Here is a 22,476-nt window from a genome sequence, read left to right on the forward strand (position 1 = left end):
ACGATGCAACGCAAATTCCTACTGATATTTGGGCTACTTCTGTTCCCATTTATCAGCACAGCTCACGCTGAAACCGCACCGACTGACGAATCGGTATTAACTTTGGATTGGATTGATTTGATTCCGGAATCAGAACGTGCTCAGCTGGATTCGTTCGGCATGCCGACGGTTAACCACGACAGCATGGACAAACCTCAACAATCGACACTTGGCGCTGTTCGCCCTGAGCTGAATGGCAGCACAGTAAAGATTCCTGGCTTTGTGATTCCATTGGAAGGTGATGAAAACATGATCACTGAATTTCTGCTGGTACCGTACTTTGGCGCATGTATCCACGTGCCGCCACCGCCGCCGAACCAAATCATCTACGTGAAGTTCCCTAAAGGTGCACCAATACAGCAACTATGGGATGTGATTTATTTAGTAGGTACGCTAAAAACCGAGTCAATAAGCCACGACTTAGCTCAAACAGGTTATCTTATTGAAGGTACAGCAATAGAAGAATATGACGACATGTAGTCATTAGAAGGGTGGCTCACGGATGAGCTGCCATCACTGAACAAGTGAACTTATTAAATAACAGTTTCATAACGATATTGTTAGACTAGATTACGCGATGTAATTAGACAAATATGCTAGGACAGCGACATAAGTAGCGAGTAATAACCCTATACTAAGCTGTTTCTTCAGCTTGTTATCATTGACTTGATTCATAACTCCTCCTTGAGAATTACAACAAATTTAACATTTTATTATCATTAGCAAAAGTAAAATTTTGTTGAAACCTTCAACTCTGCACGCAAAATCTAGCCACCAATAAGATAAAGAGTTACATTTTAGACAGTTAAGTCGTCTCCTTACGGTACTCTTATGTCAGAAACCAAACAGCCAGTGATCATTGAGCATGCTAGCGATACACAGCACAAGCATGAGAAAAAGCCTCATATTACCGACAGCACAAGCAGAATGCTGCACATCGCACAGAGCTTCGGCTTAGATTCCTTAATCAGTCATAGTGCAAAACCAAGCGATAAAGCTGAGAGTACGCTTATCGAGCGGGCGCTATTACGAGAGAAAAAACGTAAAGAACTGCGTCAAAAGAATCTAGAACAGATTCTGAAATTGGCGCACTCTTCATGTAAGGATGAAGCGGCTGGAGATCCTGATCAGGACTGGTTATATCGCTTTTTCGATATGGCACAAGAGATCCACAATACATCGATGCAGAGACTATGGGCTCAGGTATTAAAAAGAGAAGTCACCAACCCAGGTTCGACGTCGATGAAGGCACTGCAGATCTTGCAAGACATGACGCCAAAAGAAGCACTCACCCTACAAAGAGCGGCGTCACTTGGCTGTAGTTTTGGTAGTGATAGCAGCAGAAAGCTATTACTTGGTTTCAAATCTCATGCTGGAATATTCAGTTTCGGCAAAAGAGACACCACCAACACCATCAACCTTGGTGGACACAACCTACCCTACTCTAGCCTGCTCCATTTAATTGAGCTCGGTATCATTCTAGGCACTGAATTAGAGTCTGGTGAGATTGATTTCGACCCAGCGTTGCACCTGACTTATCAAGGTAAGAGCATGTCACTGGCACCTATCTCAAAAGGGGTTAAGCTGGTTTACTACCGATTCAGTCCAACCGGTAATGAGTTGTGCACCTTACTTGGCAACAAACCCAACATGCAGTATTACGACCAACTGATTACTCTATTGAGTCAGAAGTTCACGGTACAGACAGAAGTGAAAAGCAGTGTGAATTACACCGTCTAGGCACTCGACGGTGCAAAAAATAGACGGTGTAAAAGGTGAAGAGTATTAAGAAGAATAAAGAGAATCTAGAGGATAGGTTTCTTGTCTCGGTAAACCAAGGCTGCACTATTTATCGGTCGTGAATAAGCAGATAAACAGCTGAGTAGCCTTACATACCAACGATCTCAATTGGCTAAAATATTACGCTTCTCTAAAGCATCAATACACAATTCGACCAGTTCATCGAGTGTCTTCTCACCCGCAGGTAGATCTATCTCAGGATTCTGAGGCGCTTCGTACACTGAGCTAATGCCCGTAAAATTCGGGATTTCTCCAGCACGCGCTTTCTTATACAAACCTTTAGGATCACGCTGTTCGCAAACCTCAAGTGGCGTATTAACAAACACCTCTAGAAACTCACCTTCCGGCAATAAATCACGCACCAACTGTCTCTCCGCTTGATGTGGAGAAATAAACGCTGACAACACGATCAAACCCGCGTCCGCCATCAATTTAGCGAGCTCACCAATACGACGGATATTCTCTCGACGGTCTTGCTCAGAGAAGCCCAAGTCACTACATAATCCGTGACGGACATTATCACCATCCAATAAGTAAGTATGGTAACCAAGCTGTGCCAAGCGGTTTTCTAATGCTCCAGCGACTGTCGACTTCCCAGAACCAGATAAACCCGTGAACCAGAGCACGGCTGGTTTTTGTGATTTCAGATCAGAGCGAAATGTTTTATCAATCGAGTGTTGATGCCACACAACATTCTCATCTTTTGGTTTGAGTACTGCGGTCATAATTAGTCCTTTAAATAAACAGCATTAAAATGGGAAAAAGTAAGGAATTAGGGTCAGCACCAAGCCCGAATAGACAATCGAGATTGGGATGCCGATACGTAGATAATCCGTGAGATGGTAATTACCTACGCTATAAACAAGTAAATTAGTTTGGTAGCCGTATGGCGAAATAAAACTAGCACTGGCACCAAATAGAACCGCCATAATGAATGGCATAGGGTCAACGCCATAGCCGATAGCCATGCTATAGCCGATTGGGAAAGAGAGTGCTGCGGCCGCATTATTGGTAACAAGTTCTGTCAAAACCAATGTCATGAAATAAGTCGCGACTAACGCACCAAACACGCCCCAGCCATTAAAGGCTTCCATAAACATCAGCCCCATCCGCTCAGACAAACCCGATGAAATCATCAATTGAGCAATAGAAAGTGCAGAGCCAACGATCACCACAATATCAACCGGAAAACGGCGACGAAGCTCACCCAGTTGCACCACACCAAAGGCCACCAGCAACAGTAAGAAACCAGCCAGCCCTTTGATAATCGGCACGACTTCAGCAAGGGCTAAACCAATCACACTGGCAAAACCGAGCAATACAAACGTCGATTTATCCGCATCAAGCTTGGCACTCGAGTCCAAGTCATTCATCAACACAAATTCTTTGCTGTGTTGCTGGCGCTGTTCTTCAAAGCGTTTGCCAGGAACCAGAATCAAGGTATCACCAGCGGTTAGCGTGATGTTTCCAAGACCACCTTCAAGGCGCTCATGGCCACGACGAATGGCAACCACAACCGCATCGAAACGGTCTCTGAACTGGCTGGTTTTCAGGGTTTTGTTACAGAAGCTTGCCGACGAGCTCACCACAACCTCAACAAAGCTCTGGCCGTTAAGGTGATGTTGGCCAAACAGGGTTAATCCTTGGATTTCTTGCAGTGTCGCCACACTCTCGACATCGCCACAAAACAGCAGTCGGTCACGAGCTTGCAATATGAAATCAGGGTCGATAGACGCCGTGGTTTTACCGTCTCGAATCACTTCCGCTAAGAACAATTTTCTCAGAGCTCTAAGATTATTTTCGCTAACACTGCGGCCAACTAACGGTGAACCGGGCTCAACTCTGGCTTCTAGAAAGTAAGGCAGATCGTCCTGCGATCCATCATCGTAGCTTGGTAGGAAGTAACTCAGAGGAATAAGGATCAACACACCACCGATCAAGACCGCTAAACCGATCAAGGTTGGTGTGAAAAAATTTAAGCTCGGCAATCCCGCATCTTCAACAAAGCTATTGATGATCAAATTGGTTGAAGTGCCGATCAATGTCAGCGTTCCACCTAAGATGGCAGCGTAAGACAGAGGGATAAGTAACTTAGATGGCGCGTGTTGCTGATTACGTTTGATCGCTCCGATCAAAGAGACAACCACCGCTGTGTTATTAGTAAAAGAAGAAAGTAACGCTGTGGAAATACCCAACTTCGCAACCACGGTACCTAGCCTGCCTTCAGAGATATTGCGGCTAACCCAGCTGATTAAGCGAGTTTTCTCCAACGCACTTGATGCGAGGATCAGAAGAATTAAAGTCAGTAACGAGGAGTTAGTGAAGTTATTGGCTAAGCTCGACAAGTCGATCATACCAGCCATAAAAGCAATAAACGCCGCGCCAGCAAAGATAAAGCTTGGCTTAATACGGGTAACGAGCAGGCAAGTAATAATGCCGAGCAAAATCGCTAATACAAATCCTTGTTGCCACATATACCCGTCCTTTATGGCGGAAACGATGAGTTTCCACCTGATTCAATAAGCTGTTGCTTGGTCGTTTATGACTTCAGTAATTGGCTTAGATCTTTGGCATCCCAATGAGGGAAGTGCTTACGAACCAGAGCGTTGAACTCAAGTTCAAATGCAGAGAAGTTACCGACTTGCTGTTCAACAGAATCCAAACGGTCTCGAATCAAACCCGCACCAACCGTCACGTTGGTTAGACGGTCGATAACGATAAAGCCACCGGTATCGGCACTCTCACGGTATTTATCCAGTGCGACAGTCTCGTTCAGTGACCATTCACACAAACCAATACCGTTCAGTGGTAACTCATCGACAGCGTGAGTCGACAGGTTGTTGATGTCATATTGATGACGAACCGTTTCAACCTGACCGACGGTTTTCTTGCCTGCGATTTTGATGTCGTAAGCTTTACCCGGTTGCAATGGTTGCTCTGTCATCCACACGATGTCTGCCAATACATGGTTAGTGGATTCAATTTGCGCGTTTTCCAACACAATCAAATCACCACGGCTGATATCGATTTCATCTTCAAGAGTCAGTGTTACCGCCAAACCCGCTTGTGCTGATTCAAGTTCACCATCAAAGGTCACAATACTTGCCACCTTAGAGGTTTTACCTGAAGGCAACGCCTTGATTTCATCACCCACACTGACACGGCCAGACGCAACGGTGCCTGCAAAACCACGGAAGTCTAAGTTAGGACGATTGACATACTGCACAGGGAAACGGAATTCGCCTGCAGAACGTTTTTGGTCAATGTCGACGTTCTCTAACACTTCTAATAGAGACGGACCTTCGAACCATGCAAGCTCTTTGCTTGGCGCAGCAACGTTAATACCTTCAAGTGCCGAAACTGGCAGAATCTGAATATTAGTTTCGCCCTCTAGGTTTTCAGCAAACTCTAGGTACTGATCGCGAATCTCCTCAAAACGATCTTGCGAGTACTCGACGAGATCCATTTTGTTGACTGCGACGATGAAATGCTTCAAACCAAGCAGGTTAGAAATAAACGAGTGACGACGTGTTTGATCCAGTACACCCTTACGAGCATCAATCAAGATCACAGCCAGATCACACGTTGAAGCGCCTGTTGCCATGTTGCGCGTGTACTGCTCATGCCCAGGAGTATCAGCAATAATGAATTTACGTTTTTGCGTCGAGAAGTAGCGATAAGCCACATCGATCGTGATGCCTTGCTCACGTTCAGCTTGCAAGCCATCAACAAGCAATGCCAAGTCAGGTTTCTCACCTGTAGTACCCACTCGTTGGCTATCCGAGTGAACCGCTGCTAGCTGATCTTCATAAATCTGTTTTGTATCATGGAGCAAGCGACCGATTAGCGTACTTTTACCATCGTCTACCGAGCCACAAGTTAAAAATCTAAGCATAGATTTATGCTGATGCTGACTTAGATAACCTTCAATCCCTAGTTCAGCCAATTCGGCTTCTACTGCACTATTCATTTTTCTTTCCTTAGATTCTTAGAAATAACCTTGGCGCTTTTTCAGCTCCATTGAGCCCGACTGATCATGGTCAATCGCTCGACCCTGACGCTCACTGGACGTTGCCACCAGCATCTCTTCAATAATGCCTGTTAGCGTATTCGCCTCAGATTCAACGGCTCCGGTTAGTGGGTAACAGCCCAAAGTACGGAAGCGAACGCTTTTCTCTTCAATCACTTCACCTTCTTGCAGCTCCATACGGTCATCATCAACCATGATCAGCATGCCATCACGCTCAACCACAGGACGTTTGTCTGAAAGGTAAAGTGGAACAATATCGATGCTCTCTAGGTAGATGTATTGCCAGATATCAAGCTCAGTCCAGTTAGATAGCGGGAAGACACGAATGCTTTCGCCCTTATTAACCTGACCGTTGTAGGTGTGCCAAAGCTCAGGACGCTGGTTTTTTGGATCCCATGTGTGGTTCTTGTCGCGGAAAGAATAAACACGCTCTTTCGCTCGAGATTTTTCTTCGTCACGACGCGCACCACCAAAAGCGGCATCGAACCCGTACTTGTTTAACGCCTGCTTAAGGCCTTGAGTTTTCATGATGTCAGTGTGCTTAGAAGAACCATGTACGAACGGGCTACATCCCATCTCAATACCTTCTGGGTTCTTATGTACTAAAAGGTCGAAGCCGTACTTTTTAGCCGTACGATCACGAAACTCAATCATCTCGCGGAATTTCCAATCCGTATCAACGTGCAATAGTGGGAATGGAATCTTGCCTGGATAAAACGCTTTGCGAGCTAAATGAAGCATCACAGAAGAATCTTTACCGATGGAGTACATCATCACTGGGTTATCAAACTCAGCAGCAACTTCACGGATAATATGAATACTTTCCGCTTCAAGCTGTTTTAGGTGGGTTAAACGTTCTTGGTCCATTTCAGTGCTTCCTTTAAGGCTCGCAGTACGAGCAATTCATTACTTGGTCTTGCCAAGCAAGGGATTTAACTCATCCACTTGAGTGAATGGGAGTATTGGCACTAGAAGAAAACAGAAGCTTCGTTTTGAGCTATCCTTGCTATTCATCTGCCTGATACGTCCTTGATATAGGCATTATGACGAGCCTCTCATATTACTGGAAATTCTAAAATTTCATTTTTTATTCGAAAAGCTGATAAGGGATGAGATTCATCGATAAATTGGTGAAATGAATGGACTAATACTATCGATGTGATTTGTACATTGATTGAGCAGGTTTGGGAGGCGTCTTGCAGAACACCATAAAGTAATCGATCTAAGTCACGAATTAACATTCGTTGTAATCATTGTTTCATTCGGTTTTGTTACATTACGCAACGAATTTTCTACTATCCACTTTGGAGCTACAAAATGAAAGTTGCAATGAAACCTTTGTCATTGGCTGTACTTGCGGGTCTTGGTTTGACTCTAGCAGGCTGCACAACAACACCAGATACCGATGAAGTGATTAAATTACGTGTCGTAGAAACGACGGATATCCATACCAACCTAATGGATTACGACTACTACAAAGACAAGCCATCGAAAAAAATCGGCTTAGCACGTACTGCAACTCTAGTAAAAGAAGCTCAAAGCGAAGTAACCAACAGCGTATTAGTTGATAACGGTGACTTGCTGCAAGGTAGCCCAATGGGTGACTACATGGCAGACAAAGGCATCGAAGCGGGCGAAGTTCACCCTGCATACAAAGCAATGAATCAACTAAGCTACGACGCTGCAAACCTAGGTAACCACGAATTCAACTACGGTCTTGAGTTCCTAGAAGAGTCTATCAACGACGCTGATTTCCCATACATCAGTGCTAACGTTTACGACGCAGAAACCAAAGAACACTACTTCACGCCATACATCATCAAGACGCACATGTTTGAAGATACTGCTGGCGTAAAACATGAAGTAAAAGTCGGCTACATCGGTTTTGTTCCACCACAAATCATGACGTGGGATAAGAAGAACCTTGAAGGCAAAGTGATCGCTCGTGACATCATTGAGACAGCTAACGAGTTAGTGCCTCAAATGAAAGCGGAAGGCGCTGAAGTTATCGTTGCTATCCCTCACTCAGGCGTATCAACTGACCCGTACAAAAATGGCGAAGAGAACTCAACGTTCTACCTATCTGAAGTAGACGGCATTGATGCAATCGCATTCGGCCACTCTCACGCAGTGTTCCCTGGTAAAGGTTTTGATGACATTCAAGGCATCGACAACGAAACTGGCACAATGAACGGCGTTGCGGCAGTAATGCCAGGTCGTTGGGGTAGCCACGTTGGTGTTATGGATCTAACACTTGCACAAAAAGACGGTAAGTGGGAAGTCGTTAAAGGCCAATCAGAAGCGCGTCCGATCTACGACAAAATCGAGAAGAAATCTCTTGCTGCCGCTGATGAAGGCATCGTAACAGCACTAGAAAAAGACCACGCTGGTACTCGTGAGTTTGTTAACCAACCGATTGGTAAAGCAGACGATGTGATGTACAGCTTCTTATCTCTAGTACAAGACGATCCAACAGTTCAAATCGTTAACCTTGCACAGAAAGATTACGTTGAACAGTTCATCCAAGGTGACCCAGACCTAGATGGTACGCCAGTACTTTCAGCAGCTGCACCATTCAAGGCCGGTGGCCGTAAGAATGACCCAGCGAACTTCACTGAAGTTGAATCTGGCCAACTGACATTCCGTAACGCAGCTGACCTGTACCTTTACCCGAACACGCTAGTCGCGATGAAGGTAACAGGCCACGAAGTAAAAGAGTGGCTTGAATGTTCTGCTGGTCAGTTCAACCAAGTGGATGTTAACTCAACAGCACCACAACAGTTGATCGAGTGGGATAACTTCCGCACTTACAACTTCGATGTTATCGACGGTGTTGATTACCAAATCGACGTAACTCAACCTGCGAAATACGATGCAAACTGTAAAGTCGTTAACCCTGACTCACAGCGTATCGTTGGCCTAACTTACCAAGGTAAGCCAATTGACATGAAGCAAGACTTCCTGATCGCAACCAACAACTACCGTGCATACAGTGCTAAGTTCCCAGGTACCGGTGAAGACTTCATCGCATTTGATGCACCAGATGAAAACCGTACTGTTCTTGCGAACTACATCTCTCGCGTAAGCAAAGAGCAAGGTCAAGTTAGCCCAACGGCTGATAACAACTGGTCATTTGCGCCAATCAAAACGGATAACAAACTAGATATCCGCTTTGAAACATCTCCAAGCGACAAAGCGGCAGAGTTCATCAAAGAAAAGGGTCAATACCCGATGAAACGTGTTGCGACTGACGATGTTGGTTTTGCTGTTTACCAGATTGACCTAACTAAATAGATTACCCAGTAATCCATAGTTAACGTTCTGAAAGGCTGAGTTTAACGACTCAGCCTTTTTCTTTTGTTATTTATAAATCGAATCCACTGCCCTATTTTTCTCACCGTAAACACCCGCTAATTCAATACCCAAACAGCACGACTCAAACCGTCAATCGATTTAAGTCCCCACAAAAAAACACTAATCAGCTGTAAGTTTTTCTCTGCTCCTCCTGTCTATTTAATTTACTACACTCAATGAATGGCCAATAAGCCATTCATCTATAGGATAGATAAGGGTATTTGATGAGCACCGTCGAGAGTATTCAAGCATGGTTAAATACAGGAGAAGAATCGCTGCTATGGCTGATGCTTGGCATTATCGCGCTTTCTTACTTGCTTGAAGATCTGGCGATTGTTACAGCGGCAGGTTTAGCAACTCAAGAGTTCATGCTTCCTCAATATGCGTTGCTTGCCATTTTCATCGGCATTGCCACAGGTGATCTCGGTCTCTATTACCTAGGTAAATCAGGACGTTATTTCCGAGGCGTTCGTTACAAAGCCCTCACCAACCGATACTTTCGTGCACTTCGCACTAAATTACGTCAAAACGCTTTCAGCAGTCTTTTTGTCATCCGCTTTATTCCCGGGCTTCGTACCGTCGGTTTTACCTTAAGTGGCTTTTTCGCAATCCCACTGCCTACTTTCCTGTTTGCCGTTATTAGTGCCACTGCGCTCTGGACTGGCATTGTCTTCTCTGCCATCTACTATTTAGGGACATCAGCGTGGCTGCAAGCCTCTGAATATCAATGGATCATCATCCCGTGTGCCATCGCTTTGCTGTTTATCGGCAATCAATTAATGAATAGAACCTACTCTAGAGGATTATCATGAGTTCACCGCAAGATATTCGCATCATTCCAGCACATCAAATCAATGCAGGCATGCCCTTGCTTGAAAAAGATACCGTGCGCAGTGTCTCTCCTTATGAGTTTCTTCCAACTTGGTTCTTCTACACGCCAGTGGTGATTCAAAGCCTGATGCAAGGGTTACGGCACTTTGACTGGGCGCTACCGCTCATCGCCAACCCGAGTATTAAGTTAAGCGGTATGGTAGGCGAATCAAAACACGAGATACTGAGCCTTGCCGGATCATCGAGTCAGCGTTGGATCTCTCCGTTTATCACCTTAACCAAAACGGATCTTAGCAGTAAGAAACAAGCCGAAGATGCGCGCAGCGCACTCATACAGTCGGATCTCGATTTCCCGATTGTGGCCAAACCGGATCTTGGTTGTCGAGGTGTTGGCGTTAAGCTGATCAACACACAAGATCAACTTGAGCAGTATGTTGAATCTTTCCCAAATAATGCTCGCTTTCTATTGCAAGAAAAGGCGCCTTATCAAGCCGAAGCGGGTGTTTTCTATGTTCGCTACCCAAAAAAAATATCCGCCTTCTTAGAAGGCGGTTTTGCTTTATAACCCCCTAAAAGGGGGCGTCCGCGCTATCAGTTCTTCAATAACTGTAATTGTTGTTCATACTCTATGTCCTGCTTATCTTGGTGTCGTACATATCGCCGAATGACTTCTTCATTCACACCGACCGTATCTACAAAATACCCTCTAGCCCAAAAGTGATTTCCCCATAATTTCTTACGTATATGTGGGAATCTATTGAAAAGTCGAATTGCTGTTCGGCCTTTTAAAACTCCTAACAAACTCGATACTGATAACTTGGGAGGAATAATGACAACAAGATGAACATGATCTGGTTGAACATTTAATTCTAAAACTTCGCAGTCTTTCATATTGCACAAAATATAGATTGAACGATAAAGCTCCTTTCCTACCTTATCTTTCAAAATCTTATATCTGTACTTTGGAGTCCAAACTATATGGTATTTGCAACGCCAATAGACATGTGATGAACTTCTGTAATCGCCCATGTGGTTGTTTCCTCTTACTTGTGGTGAATAAGAGGTTACTTCTAACATGGGCACTTCTTCAGGCTATAGCCTCAAGGAACAATCACCACCGCCCTAGGCGGTGGTTTTGAGGAGCCAATAAAAAGCAAGGCGAGATCATCTCGATCACACTCAAATACGCACCAATGGTGACGGGGAATGGTGCCTCAACACTCAAGCAGTTAATTGAAAATAGCCCGCGTGCTGGGCAGCTTAGTCACCTCTATCTACCGAGACATCAAGATAAATTAGATCAAGTGCTCGCAGAGGGCGAAGAGTTCCAACTCGCATTCGCAGGTAGCCATAGCCGTGGTTGTATCTTCCGAGACGGCAATCAATACATCACTCAGGCTTTAACTGAACGCTTAGATGAGATATTCGACGACTTCGATGGCTTTCACTTTGGTCGACTCGACGTCAAATTCAAGGACATGCACAGCCTAATGAACGGCGAGGACTTCACTATCCTTGAGGTCAATGGCGCAAGCAGTGAGGCCGGGCACATCTGGGATCGCAACACACCATTGCGAGAGATATTTTCTACGCTACTCCTGCAATACCGCATTCTTTTTGATATTGGCGCTCAACAGAAACAAAGAGGCCACCAGCCTCCTTCTTTTAAGAGCTTATTTAACGCGTGGCAAGAAGAGCGACGTCTTGTTCAACAATATCCGACCACCGATTAACTTTGTACGAGGATCATGAATGAACCCCATAGCCCAACCGAGCGCCCTCACCTCTCTCTCTCCTAGTATCAAGGGAGCGGTAGAGATATTGAATCAGGGTTTAGAGTTTTTGTTAGCCATATCTGACAGCGACTATCTGACACGAGCAAAGCCGCACGTCACAAGTTCTATTGGTGAGCATACTCGTCACACGCTCGATCTTTTTCACGCTCTGATTTTAAAAGAGAATGCGACCGTTGATTACAACACTCGTCGTCGTGGTCACCCTGTCGAATTCGATAGGTCGATTGCGTTGAAAGAGATCCATTACGTGATCAACTGGCTTGAACGATTAGACCGTAGAGATCTCGAAGCGCCTATCATGATCCAAACCGAAGTTTCGATGGATACACAAGTATTTGCCAGCCTGCCTTCTACGCTAGAAAGAGAGGTTACCTTTGCTGCGCTGCACGCCAATCATCATTACGCGATGATCAAAGTGATCACGACCTTTCTTGATGTCGAAACATGCAACACCTTTGGTTATGCCCCAACCACCAGCAGCTATTTGAGGGAGCAATAATCATGTGTTCAGTATCTTGGCTACTTGAAGACAATGGCTATCAGGTCTTCTTTAATCGTGATGAACAAAAGACACGTGCACTGGCGATGCCACCTAAACAATATCGAGTTAACGGCGTCGATATCATCATGCCACTCGACCCAACCGGTGGTGGTAGCTGGATCAGTATCAATGAGTTCGGGCTTTCGTTATGCCTACTCAATAACTATCAAGGCATCGTACCTGATGGCCTTTTAGTCAGCCGTGGTTTGTTACTCAAGAACCTATCATCGAGTCGTAATATCAGTCAGCTCTCTGAAGCATTTCATAAGCTCGACCTGCACTCTTTTGCCCCATTTACCTTGCTGGCTTTCGCGCCGAACTTAACTCAACACCATGGTTTGGTTATCGCCTATATGTGGGATGGCATTCAACAAAAAATAGTCGAAACCGATTCTCCACTGTTCTCATCCGGTGTTGATTTAGAGCGAGTACAAGCCTATCGACAAGCAAAATACGATCAGCTTATGGCAACGGGTAAGAATCAACAGAACTTACTTCAGTTTCACTCTCACCATCACAGCGAACAACCTCATTTAGCGACCTGTATGCATCGTGAAGACGCGCACACAGTGAGCTTTACACACTTACGCAATCTACACGGCCAAGCCTCGATGCTTTACGCACCCGGCTCGCCTTGTGAACCCATTAAACCATGCCAGATAAATCAACAGCGTTTTACCTTCGATTTATCACCAGCAATCAATCTATAGATGGAGTCCATCATGAGAAAACTATTAACCATGGTCATGCTACTTGTTAGCCCATATGTATTTGCCGCCGATGAAATCTACACCGGATTCTTTAGCAGCAAGGCGCTCGATGGCTACGACACTGTGGCTTATTTCACTTCAGGTAAGCCTATTGAAGGCAGTAAAAAATTCAGCACCGAGTACAAGGGCGCGGACTGGTATTTTTCTTCTGAAAAGAATCTGACTTTATTTGTTAATAATCCTGAAAAATATGCCCCTCAATATGGTGGTTATTGCGCTTGGGCTGTTTCAGCAAAAAGTGATTTTGCACCCGGTGACCCGAATCAATGGACAATTGTTGATAACAAGCTTTACCTCAACTACGACCAAGAGATTAAACAGCGTTGGGAACAAGACCGAGCACAACATATTCAAAAAGCCGACACCGTTTGGCCGCAACTGATCAAATAAGGGAATAACCATGACATTCACTCCAGCTAAACATATCCCTGCGGCATTTATTGCGTTTGTGTTCATTCAGTCGCTATTTTTTAAGTTCACCGGCTCATACGAAACTGAGCATATCTTTGGCACCTTGGCGACATGGTCTGGCTTAAGTTGGTTCGGTTCATTTGGCGGCTACTTGATTGGGTTCGCTGAATTGATTGCGGCTATTTTGCTGTTTACTCGTTGGCATGGCCTAGGTGCCATCATAAGTGTGGGAATTATGAGTGGCGCTATTTTCTTCCACCTGTTTACGCCGCTCGGTATTCAAATGCCTGAGTTTAATGCAGCGGGTGAAATTGTTGGTTATGACGGCGGATTACTGTTTGGTATGGCATGCCTAGTGTGGCTGTGCGGTGCATTTTTAAGTGTGAAAGATTTCAAGAATCAAGACGGTTTCCTAAACAACTTTAGTCAATAAGGTAGCTTCATTATGATTGATAGTCCTTTTCGTTTACCACGTTACACGCCTTTTGGTTTAGGTGAGTCTGTTGTCGAGTGGGCAACTGGGCTATCTAAACTAGATAAACTCTATCAAGATAGACCTGATGAGTTGTCTAGTTTTGAATTCATGCATCACACCCTATCGGCTTTGAATATCGACTATTCTGTTTCCGCAGGCGCCACTGATAATATTCCTGAGGAAGGATCCGTAGTCATTGTAGCTAACCACCCGCTTGGCGCGATTGAAGGTGTGATCCTTGCTGATCTCGTAGGATCGGTAAGGAAGGATGTAAAGGTGTTAGCGAATGAACTGCTCAAGCGACTGCCTGAACTGGACGATCTTTTCATCGGGGTCGATGTCTTTAATAGTAAAGAATCGAAACGCACCAACGCTAAAGCCATTCGAGATGCCAATCGTCATTTGGCAGACGGTGGACTGTTGATTGTGTTCCCTGCTGGCGAAGTATCGAGTTACCGTAAAGGGGCAAAAACACTGACAGATATCGAATGGAGTAAATCGGTTGCCAAGTTTGTTAAGCGTCATCAGGCCACTACGGTTCCTATCTTTATCAATGGTAAAAACAGCGAGCTTTTCTATCAAGCCGGACGAGTTCATCCACTGCTAAGAACGGCTTTACTTGGGCGTGAACTTCTTAATAAACGAGCGACTACCATCTCTATCTCTATCGGCTCTTCAATCCCATACTCAGAGATAAAATCGTTTGAACAAGAAATGGATATCGTCAACTATCTGCGACTCAATACCTATCTGATGAGTCAACAAGATAGCCCTAGCACGCCAGTCCATGCGCCCTCTTTTGACACTCAGGTTATTGCGCCTATTCCATCAGAAGTACTCTCTATAGAAGTCGCGTCACTGCCTCAAGAAATGAGATTACTTGAACAGGGAGATTTTGAGGTGTATTGCACACCAAGCCAGTCGATCCCCAATTTAATGCGCGAGATTGGTCGAGTAAGAGAAGAGAGCTTTAGAGAGGTCGGCGAAGGCAGCGGGCTTGCCTGTGATTTAGATGAGTATGACCTTTACTACCATCAACTGTTTGTGTGGAACAAAGCTAAGGCTGAACTGGTCGGGGCGTACCGACTTGGTATGGTCGACAAGTTGATCGCTGAGCACGGGCTTGATCAACTCTATTCCCGCAGTCTGTTTAACTACAATCAAGAATTCATCGATACCTTAGACAACAGTATCGAGCTTGGGCGTTCTGTAGTGAGCAAGCCTTATCAAAAGAGCCTTAACTCACTATTACTATTGTGGAAAGGTATCGCGGCCTTCGTGTATCGTCACCCTCAATACACTCACCTATTCGGCCCAGTCAGTATCAGTAATGATTACAGCCACAATGCGCGCCTGTTGATCGCGACCACCTTATCAATCCACCATTATGATGAGGAAAAGGCTAATCTGGTTTCTCCTTCTTCACCGCTCAATACCAGTAGTCATGTGTTCTGGCAAAATCACCTGTTATCGTCATTGGCGAGTGTTCCTCTGCTCTCTAAAGTATTAGCACGTATGGAGCAAGGAAAAGGCCTACCAGTACTACTGCGCCAGTATCTAGGGATGAACGGTAAGTTGGTGTGCTTTAACGTCGACCCATCATTTAATGATGCTCTGGATGGCTTGATTGTGGTTAACCTTAAGAAAGTACCACTGAAAACTCTTGGTAAATACATGGGTAGAGAACTTGCTCAAGATTATCTAGAACAGCACGCTCGACGCTGATTTAGCCTGCTCTGTACCTATACTCAAATAAGTGCGATGATTTCGCCACTTATTTGGGTTAGGTTATTTCCATGCACACCTCTTTTATCGAACAACTACAAAGCTTTGACTTCTCTGAAAGTCAGATTGAATCTCTATTAGCCGTCGCCAAGCCGCTTGAGCTACCCACTAGACACATCCTGATCAATCAAGGTGAAATGGCGAGTTCAATCTACTTTGTACTTGAAGGCTTGTGCCACGCTTGTTATCTCACTAATGACGGTAAGCAATACAGCAAAGAGTTCTACTGGGAACAAGATTGGATTATCGGCTTTGAGAGTCTGATAAAAAGCCAAGCGTCCCCTTACCTGTTAGAAACACTCACACCAATTACTATGTTAGAACTGCCAATGAACGCGGTTATCGAGTGGCGCGCATCAAACAACCCTTTGTATTTAAAGTTATTAGAAACTCAACTGATGCATAAAGAAAACAAAGAACGCTTTATGCTGCTCTATACTCCCGAGCAACGCTATCAACTTTTCTGCGAACATTATCCCGACCTGGAACAGCGCTTGAACGACAACCAGATTGCCGCTTACCTAGGAATAACCGCGATAAGTCTGAGTAGAATTAAAGGTCGAATTAACAATAGTTAATGCCAACAATCATCGCACATAGTACATTCAGAGCATCGATAACCTCTGGATGTAAACATGATCACTTGGCACTCAATTCCCTTCTCTGAACTTTCAACACAACAGCTTTATCAACTACTTAAATTACGAGTAGATGTGTTCGTCGTTGAGCAAAATTGCCCTTACCCAGAGCTCGATGGTAAAGATACACTCGCAGGTGTTGAACACTTGCTTGGCTATGCTGATGAAGAGTTAGTGGCGTGTGCACGCTTGTTACCACCAGGGACTTCTTACGACAACACGAGCATCGGCCGAGTGGCGACTAAGCAATCGGCAAGAGGTGATGGTTTAGGCCATCAATTGATAAAAGAAGCGTTAACACGCTGTGAGGCTCTTTGGCCTAGCACGACTATCGATATTGGTGCGCAACAACACCTAGAAAACTTCTATGCGAGCCACGGCTTCAAAACGATCTCTGAGATGTACTTGGAAGACGATATTCCGCACGTTGATATGAGATTAGAGAAGTAATGTCGAATATCACTGTCGGTATCCTATTGCTGATTGCAGGTAATTTGTTTGCCTCGCTTTCCGACGTAGCGGTAAAACTGTTGAATGGCGAAGTGCCACCTCTTCAGTATATTTTTTTCCGACAGTTGATATCTCTGCTCATCATCACCCCTTTGTGGCTACAGCAGAAAAAGGAACAACGACGCTTACAACAAGCCAAAGTAACCATCATACGCGGACAGCTGATATTAATTGGCAGTGGATGTATGGTTGTCGCGATTACCCATTTATCTTTGGCTACCGCCAACGCTGTATTTTATGTCGCACCCTTGTTGATGCTGCCTTTATCGATGTTTCTACTCAAAGAGCAGCCCGCACTGGGTAAGGTGATAGCAACCACTATCGGCTTCATTGGCGCACTGATTGTCTTGAGGCCATCGCAATTTCATTGGGCAGCATTGTTTGCATTAGGCACAGCGCTGACGCTCGCACTGTTCAATGTCTTGGTAAGAAAGCTTCCGAGTGAGCAAACGGTGGTCACTACGCTGTGGTGGACAACGTTATTCTCTATTCCAGCATCACTAATACTGTGCTTCCTATACTGGCAACCGGTATCTGTGGAGCATTTGGGATACATAGCACTCAGCGCAACACTCATATTGAGCTATAACGGCCTTGCTGTTTCCGCCTACCAGAAAGCGCATTCGAGTCAAATCGCCTTGGCTGAATATTCAGGATTAGTGTTTGTCGCACTAATAGGCGCAATATGGTTTGATGAGATTCCAGATACGTTAACCTTTATCGGAATCATGCTTATCATCTTGCCACTCGCCCCTTTCAAGCGACCAAAAAAAAGAGCTAACACTTAGCTCTTTTCTATCGTTTATCTATGTCTACCGAAACATTTTAGCGCACGGCTCTATATTAGACCTATTTGCTGCGGCCAAAACCACCGTCAGACAAACGGAAAAACATCACTGACGTGTCGCCCTTCTCTAGCTGCAGAATATCCAGTTGCCCAGTTTCGGCTAGCTTGAATCTAACTAGCTGACCTTTTCTGATCTGACTCAGCGGCTTGTCTGAACCTTCAATCCGTACTAACGCATTCAAATCAGACAACGGTAAATCGTTGTTTCGAAAAACTTGTGCCAACGTATCGCCCTGTTTAACCAGGTACTCCTGCCAGTTATTGTTGCTCGGTTCTGATGAACTGTTCTTGGCATTTTGCTGTTCGCTTAAGCCAACGGTGTTAATTTCAAGCTCAACGCGCGATGTGGTTGGGGCTGCGTCTACTTTAGGTTCTGGTAGCGGCACGAAAAGTAAGATTAATACGATCGGCGAAATCACCATCAATAGTCGTTGGTGTAATTTCGGTAATGATCCCCAAGTTTGTACTGTTGAGGTTTTCATTTTCTTTATATCGATCGAACTTAGTTTCTCTTTGACCTGATTCAGTCGATCCTTGAACTCTGCTAAGTGGTCTACTTTCTGTTTTTTCTTTTGACGACGATTCATGCCACTGCGTCCTATACATTGAATAACTACAGTATAAAAACCAAAGTACCAACAGTATAGATCTTTCCGCTACAACAGAGACCAAAGCGAGAAAATTGACATAGCTGTGATTTGGACACGGTAAAGCGTAAGTGATCAGGGGCTAGCCGTTTATTCAGGCTGCTAATACTGGTATTCTTACCCTTTTCGTACTGACAAAAAGAGTGACTTTTCATGTCTGAAGTAAAATTTGAAACTGTAGAGCAAAAAGCTAGCTACGGTATCGGTCTACAAATGGGCCAACAACTTGCTGGTTCTGGTCTTGAAGGCCTAAACGTTGACGCAATCGCTGCTGGTATCGCAACAGCTCTAGTTGGTGACATGCCAGCTATCGAAGTTGACGAAATCAACAACGCACTACAAGAGCTACACACTCGTGGTGAAGCTGCACGTCAAGAACTAGCTAAAGCTGCAGCTGCTGACGGCGAAGCTTTCCTATCTGACAACGCTCTTCGTTCAGAAGTAACAGTTCTTGAGTCTGGTCTTCAGTACGAAGTACTAACTGAAGGCACTGGCGAAATCCCTACTGCAGACAAGCAAGTACGTGTTCACTACCACGGCGAACTAACTGACGGTACTGTTTTCGACAGCTCTGTATCTCGCGGTCAACCTGCTGAATTCCCAGTAACTGGCGTAATTCAAGGTTGGGTACAAGCTCTACAAATGATGCCTGTTGGCTCTAAGTGGAAGCTATACATCCCTCAAGATCTAGCATACGGTGAGCGTGGCGCAGGTGCTGCAATCCCACCATTTGCAGCTCTAGTATTCGAAGTAGAACTTCTAGCTATTCTTTAATTTTTATAAAAACCTTTAGTAAAACAAAATACTATAGGCAAATAAAATTGAAATAATTCAACGGCGATGTGACTACATCGCCGTTTTTCGTTTATAGTGAATAGGTCGATTACTTTATTACTTAAGGAAGAATAATGAAGAAGATACTCATCACTGTACTCAGCAGCCTTGCTGTAGTCTCTTGCGCTAGCACGAGCGATTCTGAACAAACCGGTTCATCATCAGATACCAACTATTCCCAACTATCACAAACTGCACTGATGGCAGCGGTGAATATGTGGTCTCAACAAAATGAAACAACGCCACTTGCTGATACCGTTGCTGACCAAGCGTCTGTAACGAGCGATCAAGCTATCGGCGGAATCGGTTCAATGTTGGCGCTTGCACAAAATTCACTTGGCTCTGCCGACAATAAAGAACTTGCGACGCTTATTCCTGGAATGTCTTCACTTGAATCTACTGGCTTATCATCGGTTCTAAGCTCACAAGGTGCTGTTGAAAGTGCGTTTGCTGGGTTAGGTATGGATTCGTCAATGGTTACGACATTTGCACCAATCATTCTTCAGGCACTTCAATCACAAGGTGCAACGAGTGGCCTTATGGATTCACTTGCCGCTATTTGGCAGTAGGCCTTAGCGATTAGCGATTAGTTGAAGAATATTGTAAGGGCACTTCGGTGCTCTTTTTTGTGCATGAAAGAAAAGGGATTTGAGATACGAGATACGAGATACGAGATATGAGATACGAGATACGAGATACGAGATACGAGATACGAGATACGAGATACGAGATACGAGATACGAGATACGAGATACGAGATACGAGATACGAGATACGAGATACGAGATACGAGATACGAGATACGAGATACGAGATACGAGATACGAGATACGAGATACGAGATACGAGATACGAGATACGAGATACGAGATACGAGATACGAGATACGAGATACGAGATACGAGATACGAGATACGAGATACGAGATACGAGATACGAGATACGAGATACGAGATACGAGATACGAGATACGAGATATTTTTGAAAAATGAAGCAGAGAAGGCAAGAATAAATGCCAAACATCGTGGTGCTAGTTTCTTGCTCTAAAGACACAAAATCCAGATACAAAAAAGCCGAGCTAATGCTCGGCTTTTGTATTAAGAATCTAGTATAGATTACTCAGCAGCTTCTTCAGCAGCTGGGCGGTCTACAAGCTCAATGTAAGCCATTGGAGCTTTATCACCAGTACGGAAACCACATTTAAGAATGCGAGTGTAACCACCTTGGCGAGCCGCGAAACGCGGGCCTAGTTCATTAAATAGTTTTGCCACAACTTCGTTATCACGAGTGCGAGCAAATGCAAGACGACGGTTAGCAACACTGTCTGTCTTAGCTAGGGTAATCAACGGCTCAATTACGCGACGTAGTTCTTTTGCTTTAGGCACGGTAGTTTTGATAACTTCGTGACGAACAAGAGAGCTAGCCATGTTGCTGAACATCGCTTTGCGATGACTGCTGTTGCGGTTGAGTTGACGACCACTTTTACGATGGCGCATGACCTAATCCTTCTAACTTTTCGATTAATCTTCAGCGATTGACGCTGGTGGCCAGTTTTCTAGGCGCATGCCTAGAGAAAGACCACGTGAAGCAAGCACATCTTTAATCTCTGTAAGAGATTTCTTACCAAGGTTTGGCGTTTTAAGTAGCTCAACCTCAGTGCGCTGTACAAGATCACCGATGTAGTGAATCGCTTCTGCTTTCAAACAGTTAGCAGAGCGAACTGTTAGTTCAAGATCGTCTACAGGACGCAGTAGGATAGGATCGAATTCTGGCTTCTCTTCCTTCTCCTCAGGTACACGTACATCACGAAGATCTACGAACGCATCCAGTTGTTCAGCTAAAATAGTAGCTGCACGACGGATTGCTTCCTCAGGTTCAAGAGTACCGTTCGTTTCCATATCGATAACAAGCTTGTCTAAGTCAGTACGTTGTTCTACACGTGCCGCTTCTACAGCGTAGGCGATTTTATCGACCGGGCTGTAAGTAGCGTCAACAAGTAGACGACCGATTGGACGCTCATCTTCTTCAGTATGGATACGAGCTGAAGCTGGAACGTAACCACGACCACGTTCAACTTTGATACGCATAGCGATCTCAGCGTTGTCATCCGTAAGGTGACAAATAACGTGCTCAGGGTTAGCGATCTCTACATCACCATCGTGGGTGATGTCACCTGCAACAACAGGGCCTGAGCCTGATTTGTTCAGTGTAATAAACACTTCATCTTTGCCTTCAGCAACGCGTACAGCCAAACCTTTAAGGTTTAGAAGGATTTCTAGGATATCTTCCTGAACGCCTTCTTTAGTGCTGTATTCGTGTAGCACACCTTCGATTTCAACTTCTGTTACGGCACAACCCGGCATAGAAGATAGAAGAATGCGGCGAAGAGCATTACCTAGAGTATGGCCGAAACCGCGCTCTAATGGCTCAAGAGTTACTTTCGCGTGTGTCGTATTGATCTGTTCAATGTCAACAAGACGCGGCTTAAGAAATTCTGTTACAGAACCCTGCATTGTGTCCTCTCTTTTTTTAACCTTACTTAGAGTAAAGTTCGACGATCAAGTGTTCATTGATGTCAGCTGATAGGTCAGAACGCTCAGGCATACGCTTGAATGTACCTTCCATCTTGCTAGCATCTACTTCAATCCAAGTTGGCTTTTCACGTTGTTCAGCAACTTCTAGAGCCGCTTTAATACGAGATTGCTGTTTAGCTTTCTCGCGGATAGAAACAACGTCGTTTGCCGCTACTTTGAAAGAAGGAACGTTTACAACTTTACCGTTAACTAGAATAGACTTGTGGCTAACTAGTTGACGAGATTCAGCACGAGTAGCGCCAAAGCCCATACGGTAAACTACGTTATCAAGACGACCTTCAAGAAGCTGAAGCAGGTTTGCACCTGTGTTGCCTTTAAGACGTGCAGCTTCTTTGTAGTAGTTGCGGAATTGTTTTTCTAGAACGCCGTAAATACGACGAACTTTTTGCTTCTCACGAAGCTGAACGCCATACTCAGATAGACGACCGCGACGAGCGCCGTGTACACCTGGTGCGTTATCAATTTTACACTTGGTATCGATCGCACGGACACCAGACTTAAGGAATAAGTCAGTACCTTCGCGACGGCTAAGCTTCAGCTTAGGACCCAAATATCTTGCCATGATCTTTCTCCA

The 22,476-nt window shown here is 44.8% G+C and carries 24 protein-coding genes and 2 pseudogenes; 16 read left to right on the forward strand and 10 right to left on the reverse strand.

All coding sequences use genetic code 11. The features are described 5' to 3' along the window. Positions 1 to 3: 3 nt before the first annotated feature. Both QWZ07_RS20485 and QWZ07_RS20490 read left to right on the forward strand, forming a co-directional pair. Complete coding sequence (locus QWZ07_RS20485) at positions 4 to 519, forward strand: DUF3299 domain-containing protein (RefSeq protein ID WP_065104194.1); 516 nt, start codon at positions 4 to 6, stop codon at positions 517 to 519. Between the two features lie 351 nt (positions 520 to 870). Continuing rightward, positions 871 to 1,779: a TIGR03899 family protein gene (locus QWZ07_RS20490; RefSeq protein WP_192853919.1), complete on the forward strand. Its 909-nt coding sequence runs from the start codon at positions 871 to 873 to the stop codon at positions 1,777 to 1,779. A 164-nt stretch (positions 1,780 to 1,943) separates the two neighbouring features. Here the strand turns inward: QWZ07_RS20490 and cysC are convergent, their stop codons facing one another. From cysC to cysD, 4 genes are all read right to left on the reverse strand, one after another. After that, on the reverse strand, positions 1,944 to 2,564 hold the full coding sequence (cysC, locus tag QWZ07_RS20495) for an adenylyl-sulfate kinase (protein WP_017083764.1): 621 nt from the start codon (positions 2,562 to 2,564) through the stop codon (positions 1,944 to 1,946). A gap of 24 nt (positions 2,565 to 2,588) precedes the next feature. Continuing rightward, positions 2,589 to 4,313, reverse strand: a complete 1,725-nt coding sequence (locus QWZ07_RS20500; RefSeq protein ID WP_192853918.1) for an SLC13 family permease — start codon at positions 4,311 to 4,313, stop codon at positions 2,589 to 2,591. A gap of 65 nt (positions 4,314 to 4,378) precedes the next feature. Then, entirely contained in the window at positions 4,379 to 5,809 is a 1,431-nt protein-coding gene (gene cysN, locus QWZ07_RS20505) for a sulfate adenylyltransferase subunit CysN (RefSeq protein ID WP_004735272.1), read from the reverse strand. Positions 5,810 to 5,827: 18 nt separating this feature from the next. Further along, complete coding sequence (gene cysD / locus QWZ07_RS20510; RefSeq protein WP_226974827.1) at positions 5,828 to 6,772, reverse strand: sulfate adenylyltransferase subunit CysD; 945 nt, start codon at positions 6,770 to 6,772, stop codon at positions 5,828 to 5,830. Between the two features lie 414 nt (positions 6,773 to 7,186). On the opposite strand from cysD, the gene QWZ07_RS20515 reads away from it, so the two are divergent. The 3 genes and pseudogenes from QWZ07_RS20515 to QWZ07_RS20525 form a co-directional block, all read left to right on the forward strand. Then, positions 7,187 to 9,163 carry a bifunctional 2',3'-cyclic-nucleotide 2'-phosphodiesterase/3'-nucleotidase gene (locus QWZ07_RS20515; protein ID WP_017110589.1) on the forward strand — a complete coding sequence of 659 codons (1,977 nt, stop codon included), beginning with the start codon at positions 7,187 to 7,189 and terminating at the stop codon, positions 9,161 to 9,163. Between the two features lie 284 nt (positions 9,164 to 9,447). Beyond that, positions 9,448 to 10,035, forward strand: a complete 588-nt coding sequence (locus QWZ07_RS20520) for a DedA family protein (protein WP_192853917.1) — start codon at positions 9,448 to 9,450, stop codon at positions 10,033 to 10,035. After that, positions 10,032 to 10,583: pseudogene (locus QWZ07_RS20525) on the forward strand (D-alanine--D-alanine ligase); the annotation flags it as partial. The gene QWZ07_RS20520 and the pseudogene QWZ07_RS20525, both read left to right, overlap by 4 nt. A 62-nt stretch (positions 10,584 to 10,645) precedes the next feature. Here the strand turns inward: QWZ07_RS20525 and tnpA are convergent. After that, positions 10,646 to 11,083: an IS200/IS605 family transposase gene (gene tnpA, locus QWZ07_RS20530; protein WP_192854767.1), complete on the reverse strand. Its 438-nt coding sequence runs from the start codon at positions 11,081 to 11,083 to the stop codon at positions 10,646 to 10,648. A gap of 116 nt (positions 11,084 to 11,199) precedes the next feature. On the opposite strand from tnpA, the pseudogene QWZ07_RS20535 reads away from it, so the two are divergent. The 9 genes and pseudogenes from QWZ07_RS20535 to QWZ07_RS20575 all read left to right on the forward strand — a co-directional run. Next, positions 11,200 to 11,787 (forward strand): annotated as a pseudogene (locus QWZ07_RS20535) (D-alanine--D-alanine ligase); the annotation flags it as partial. A 19-nt stretch (positions 11,788 to 11,806) separates the two neighbouring features. After that, positions 11,807 to 12,349 carry a DinB family protein gene (locus tag QWZ07_RS20540; RefSeq protein WP_059022205.1) on the forward strand — a complete coding sequence of 181 codons (543 nt, stop codon included), beginning with the start codon at positions 11,807 to 11,809 and terminating at the stop codon, positions 12,347 to 12,349. A gap of 2 nt (positions 12,350 to 12,351) precedes the next feature. Then, positions 12,352 to 13,101 (forward strand): NRDE family protein, encoded by a 750-nt coding sequence (locus QWZ07_RS20545; protein WP_192853364.1) that lies wholly within the window; start codon positions 12,352 to 12,354, stop codon positions 13,099 to 13,101. Positions 13,102 to 13,113: 12 nt separating this feature from the next. After that, a complete protein-coding gene (locus QWZ07_RS20550; RefSeq protein ID WP_004735265.1) occupies positions 13,114 to 13,551 on the forward strand; it encodes a YHS domain-containing (seleno)protein in 438 nt (145 codons plus the stop codon). A gap of 10 nt (positions 13,552 to 13,561) precedes the next feature. Beyond that, on the forward strand, positions 13,562 to 14,005 hold the full coding sequence (locus QWZ07_RS20555; protein ID WP_192853363.1) for a hypothetical protein: 444 nt from the start codon (positions 13,562 to 13,564) through the stop codon (positions 14,003 to 14,005). A gap of 12 nt (positions 14,006 to 14,017) precedes the next feature. Beyond that, positions 14,018 to 15,772 carry a bifunctional lysophospholipid acyltransferase family protein/GNAT family N-acetyltransferase gene (locus QWZ07_RS20560; protein WP_192853362.1) on the forward strand — a complete coding sequence of 585 codons (1,755 nt, stop codon included), beginning with the start codon at positions 14,018 to 14,020 and terminating at the stop codon, positions 15,770 to 15,772. A 71-nt stretch (positions 15,773 to 15,843) separates the two neighbouring features. Beyond that, positions 15,844 to 16,410 carry a Crp/Fnr family transcriptional regulator gene (locus QWZ07_RS20565; protein WP_061039609.1) on the forward strand — a complete coding sequence of 189 codons (567 nt, stop codon included), beginning with the start codon at positions 15,844 to 15,846 and terminating at the stop codon, positions 16,408 to 16,410. Positions 16,411 to 16,467: 57 nt separating this feature from the next. Further along, positions 16,468 to 16,920 (forward strand): GNAT family N-acetyltransferase, encoded by a 453-nt coding sequence (locus tag QWZ07_RS20570; RefSeq protein WP_065112015.1) that lies wholly within the window; start codon positions 16,468 to 16,470, stop codon positions 16,918 to 16,920. Next, a complete protein-coding gene (locus QWZ07_RS20575; RefSeq protein WP_017110596.1) occupies positions 16,920 to 17,768 on the forward strand; it encodes a DMT family transporter in 849 nt (282 codons plus the stop codon). The genes QWZ07_RS20570 and QWZ07_RS20575 overlap by 1 nt, the downstream gene beginning before the upstream one ends. 61 nt (positions 17,769 to 17,829) lie before the next feature. On the opposite strand, the gene QWZ07_RS20580 is transcribed toward QWZ07_RS20575, so the two are convergent. Then, positions 17,830 to 18,414 (reverse strand): LysM-like peptidoglycan-binding domain-containing protein, encoded by a 585-nt coding sequence (locus QWZ07_RS20580; RefSeq protein WP_065104202.1) that lies wholly within the window; start codon positions 18,412 to 18,414, stop codon positions 17,830 to 17,832. Between the two features lie 213 nt (positions 18,415 to 18,627). On the opposite strand from QWZ07_RS20580, the gene bamJ reads away from it, so the two are divergent. Continuing rightward, positions 18,628 to 19,248, forward strand: coding sequence for a BamJ family beta-barrel-assembly machinery protein (gene bamJ, locus QWZ07_RS20585; RefSeq protein WP_017107729.1), 621 nt, complete (start codon positions 18,628 to 18,630; stop codon positions 19,246 to 19,248). A 134-nt stretch (positions 19,249 to 19,382) separates the two neighbouring features. Beyond that, positions 19,383 to 19,877 (forward strand): DUF2780 domain-containing protein, encoded by a 495-nt coding sequence (locus tag QWZ07_RS20590; RefSeq protein ID WP_017110598.1) that lies wholly within the window; start codon positions 19,383 to 19,385, stop codon positions 19,875 to 19,877. A 3-nt stretch (positions 19,878 to 19,880) separates the two neighbouring features. On the opposite strand, the gene QWZ07_RS20595 is transcribed toward QWZ07_RS20590, so the two are convergent. The 4 genes from QWZ07_RS20595 to rpsD form a co-directional block, all read right to left on the reverse strand. Continuing rightward, positions 19,881 to 20,327 carry a hypothetical protein gene (locus QWZ07_RS20595; RefSeq protein WP_290255936.1) on the reverse strand — a complete coding sequence of 149 codons (447 nt, stop codon included), beginning with the start codon at positions 20,325 to 20,327 and terminating at the stop codon, positions 19,881 to 19,883. A 96-nt stretch (positions 20,328 to 20,423) separates the two neighbouring features. Continuing rightward, positions 20,424 to 20,804, reverse strand: a complete 381-nt coding sequence (gene rplQ, locus QWZ07_RS20600) for a 50S ribosomal protein L17 (protein WP_004729812.1) — start codon at positions 20,802 to 20,804, stop codon at positions 20,424 to 20,426. A 24-nt stretch (positions 20,805 to 20,828) separates the two neighbouring features. Then, a complete protein-coding gene (locus QWZ07_RS20605) occupies positions 20,829 to 21,821 on the reverse strand; it encodes a DNA-directed RNA polymerase subunit alpha (RefSeq protein ID WP_004729813.1) in 993 nt (330 codons plus the stop codon). Between the two features lie 22 nt (positions 21,822 to 21,843). Continuing rightward, positions 21,844 to 22,464, reverse strand: coding sequence for a 30S ribosomal protein S4 (rpsD, locus tag QWZ07_RS20610; protein WP_017076303.1), 621 nt, complete (start codon positions 22,462 to 22,464; stop codon positions 21,844 to 21,846). Positions 22,465 to 22,476 lie beyond the last annotated feature (12 nt).

This window comes from Vibrio lentus (assembly GCF_030409755.1).
GTDB lineage: Bacteria > Pseudomonadota > Gammaproteobacteria > Enterobacterales > Vibrionaceae > Vibrio > Vibrio lentus.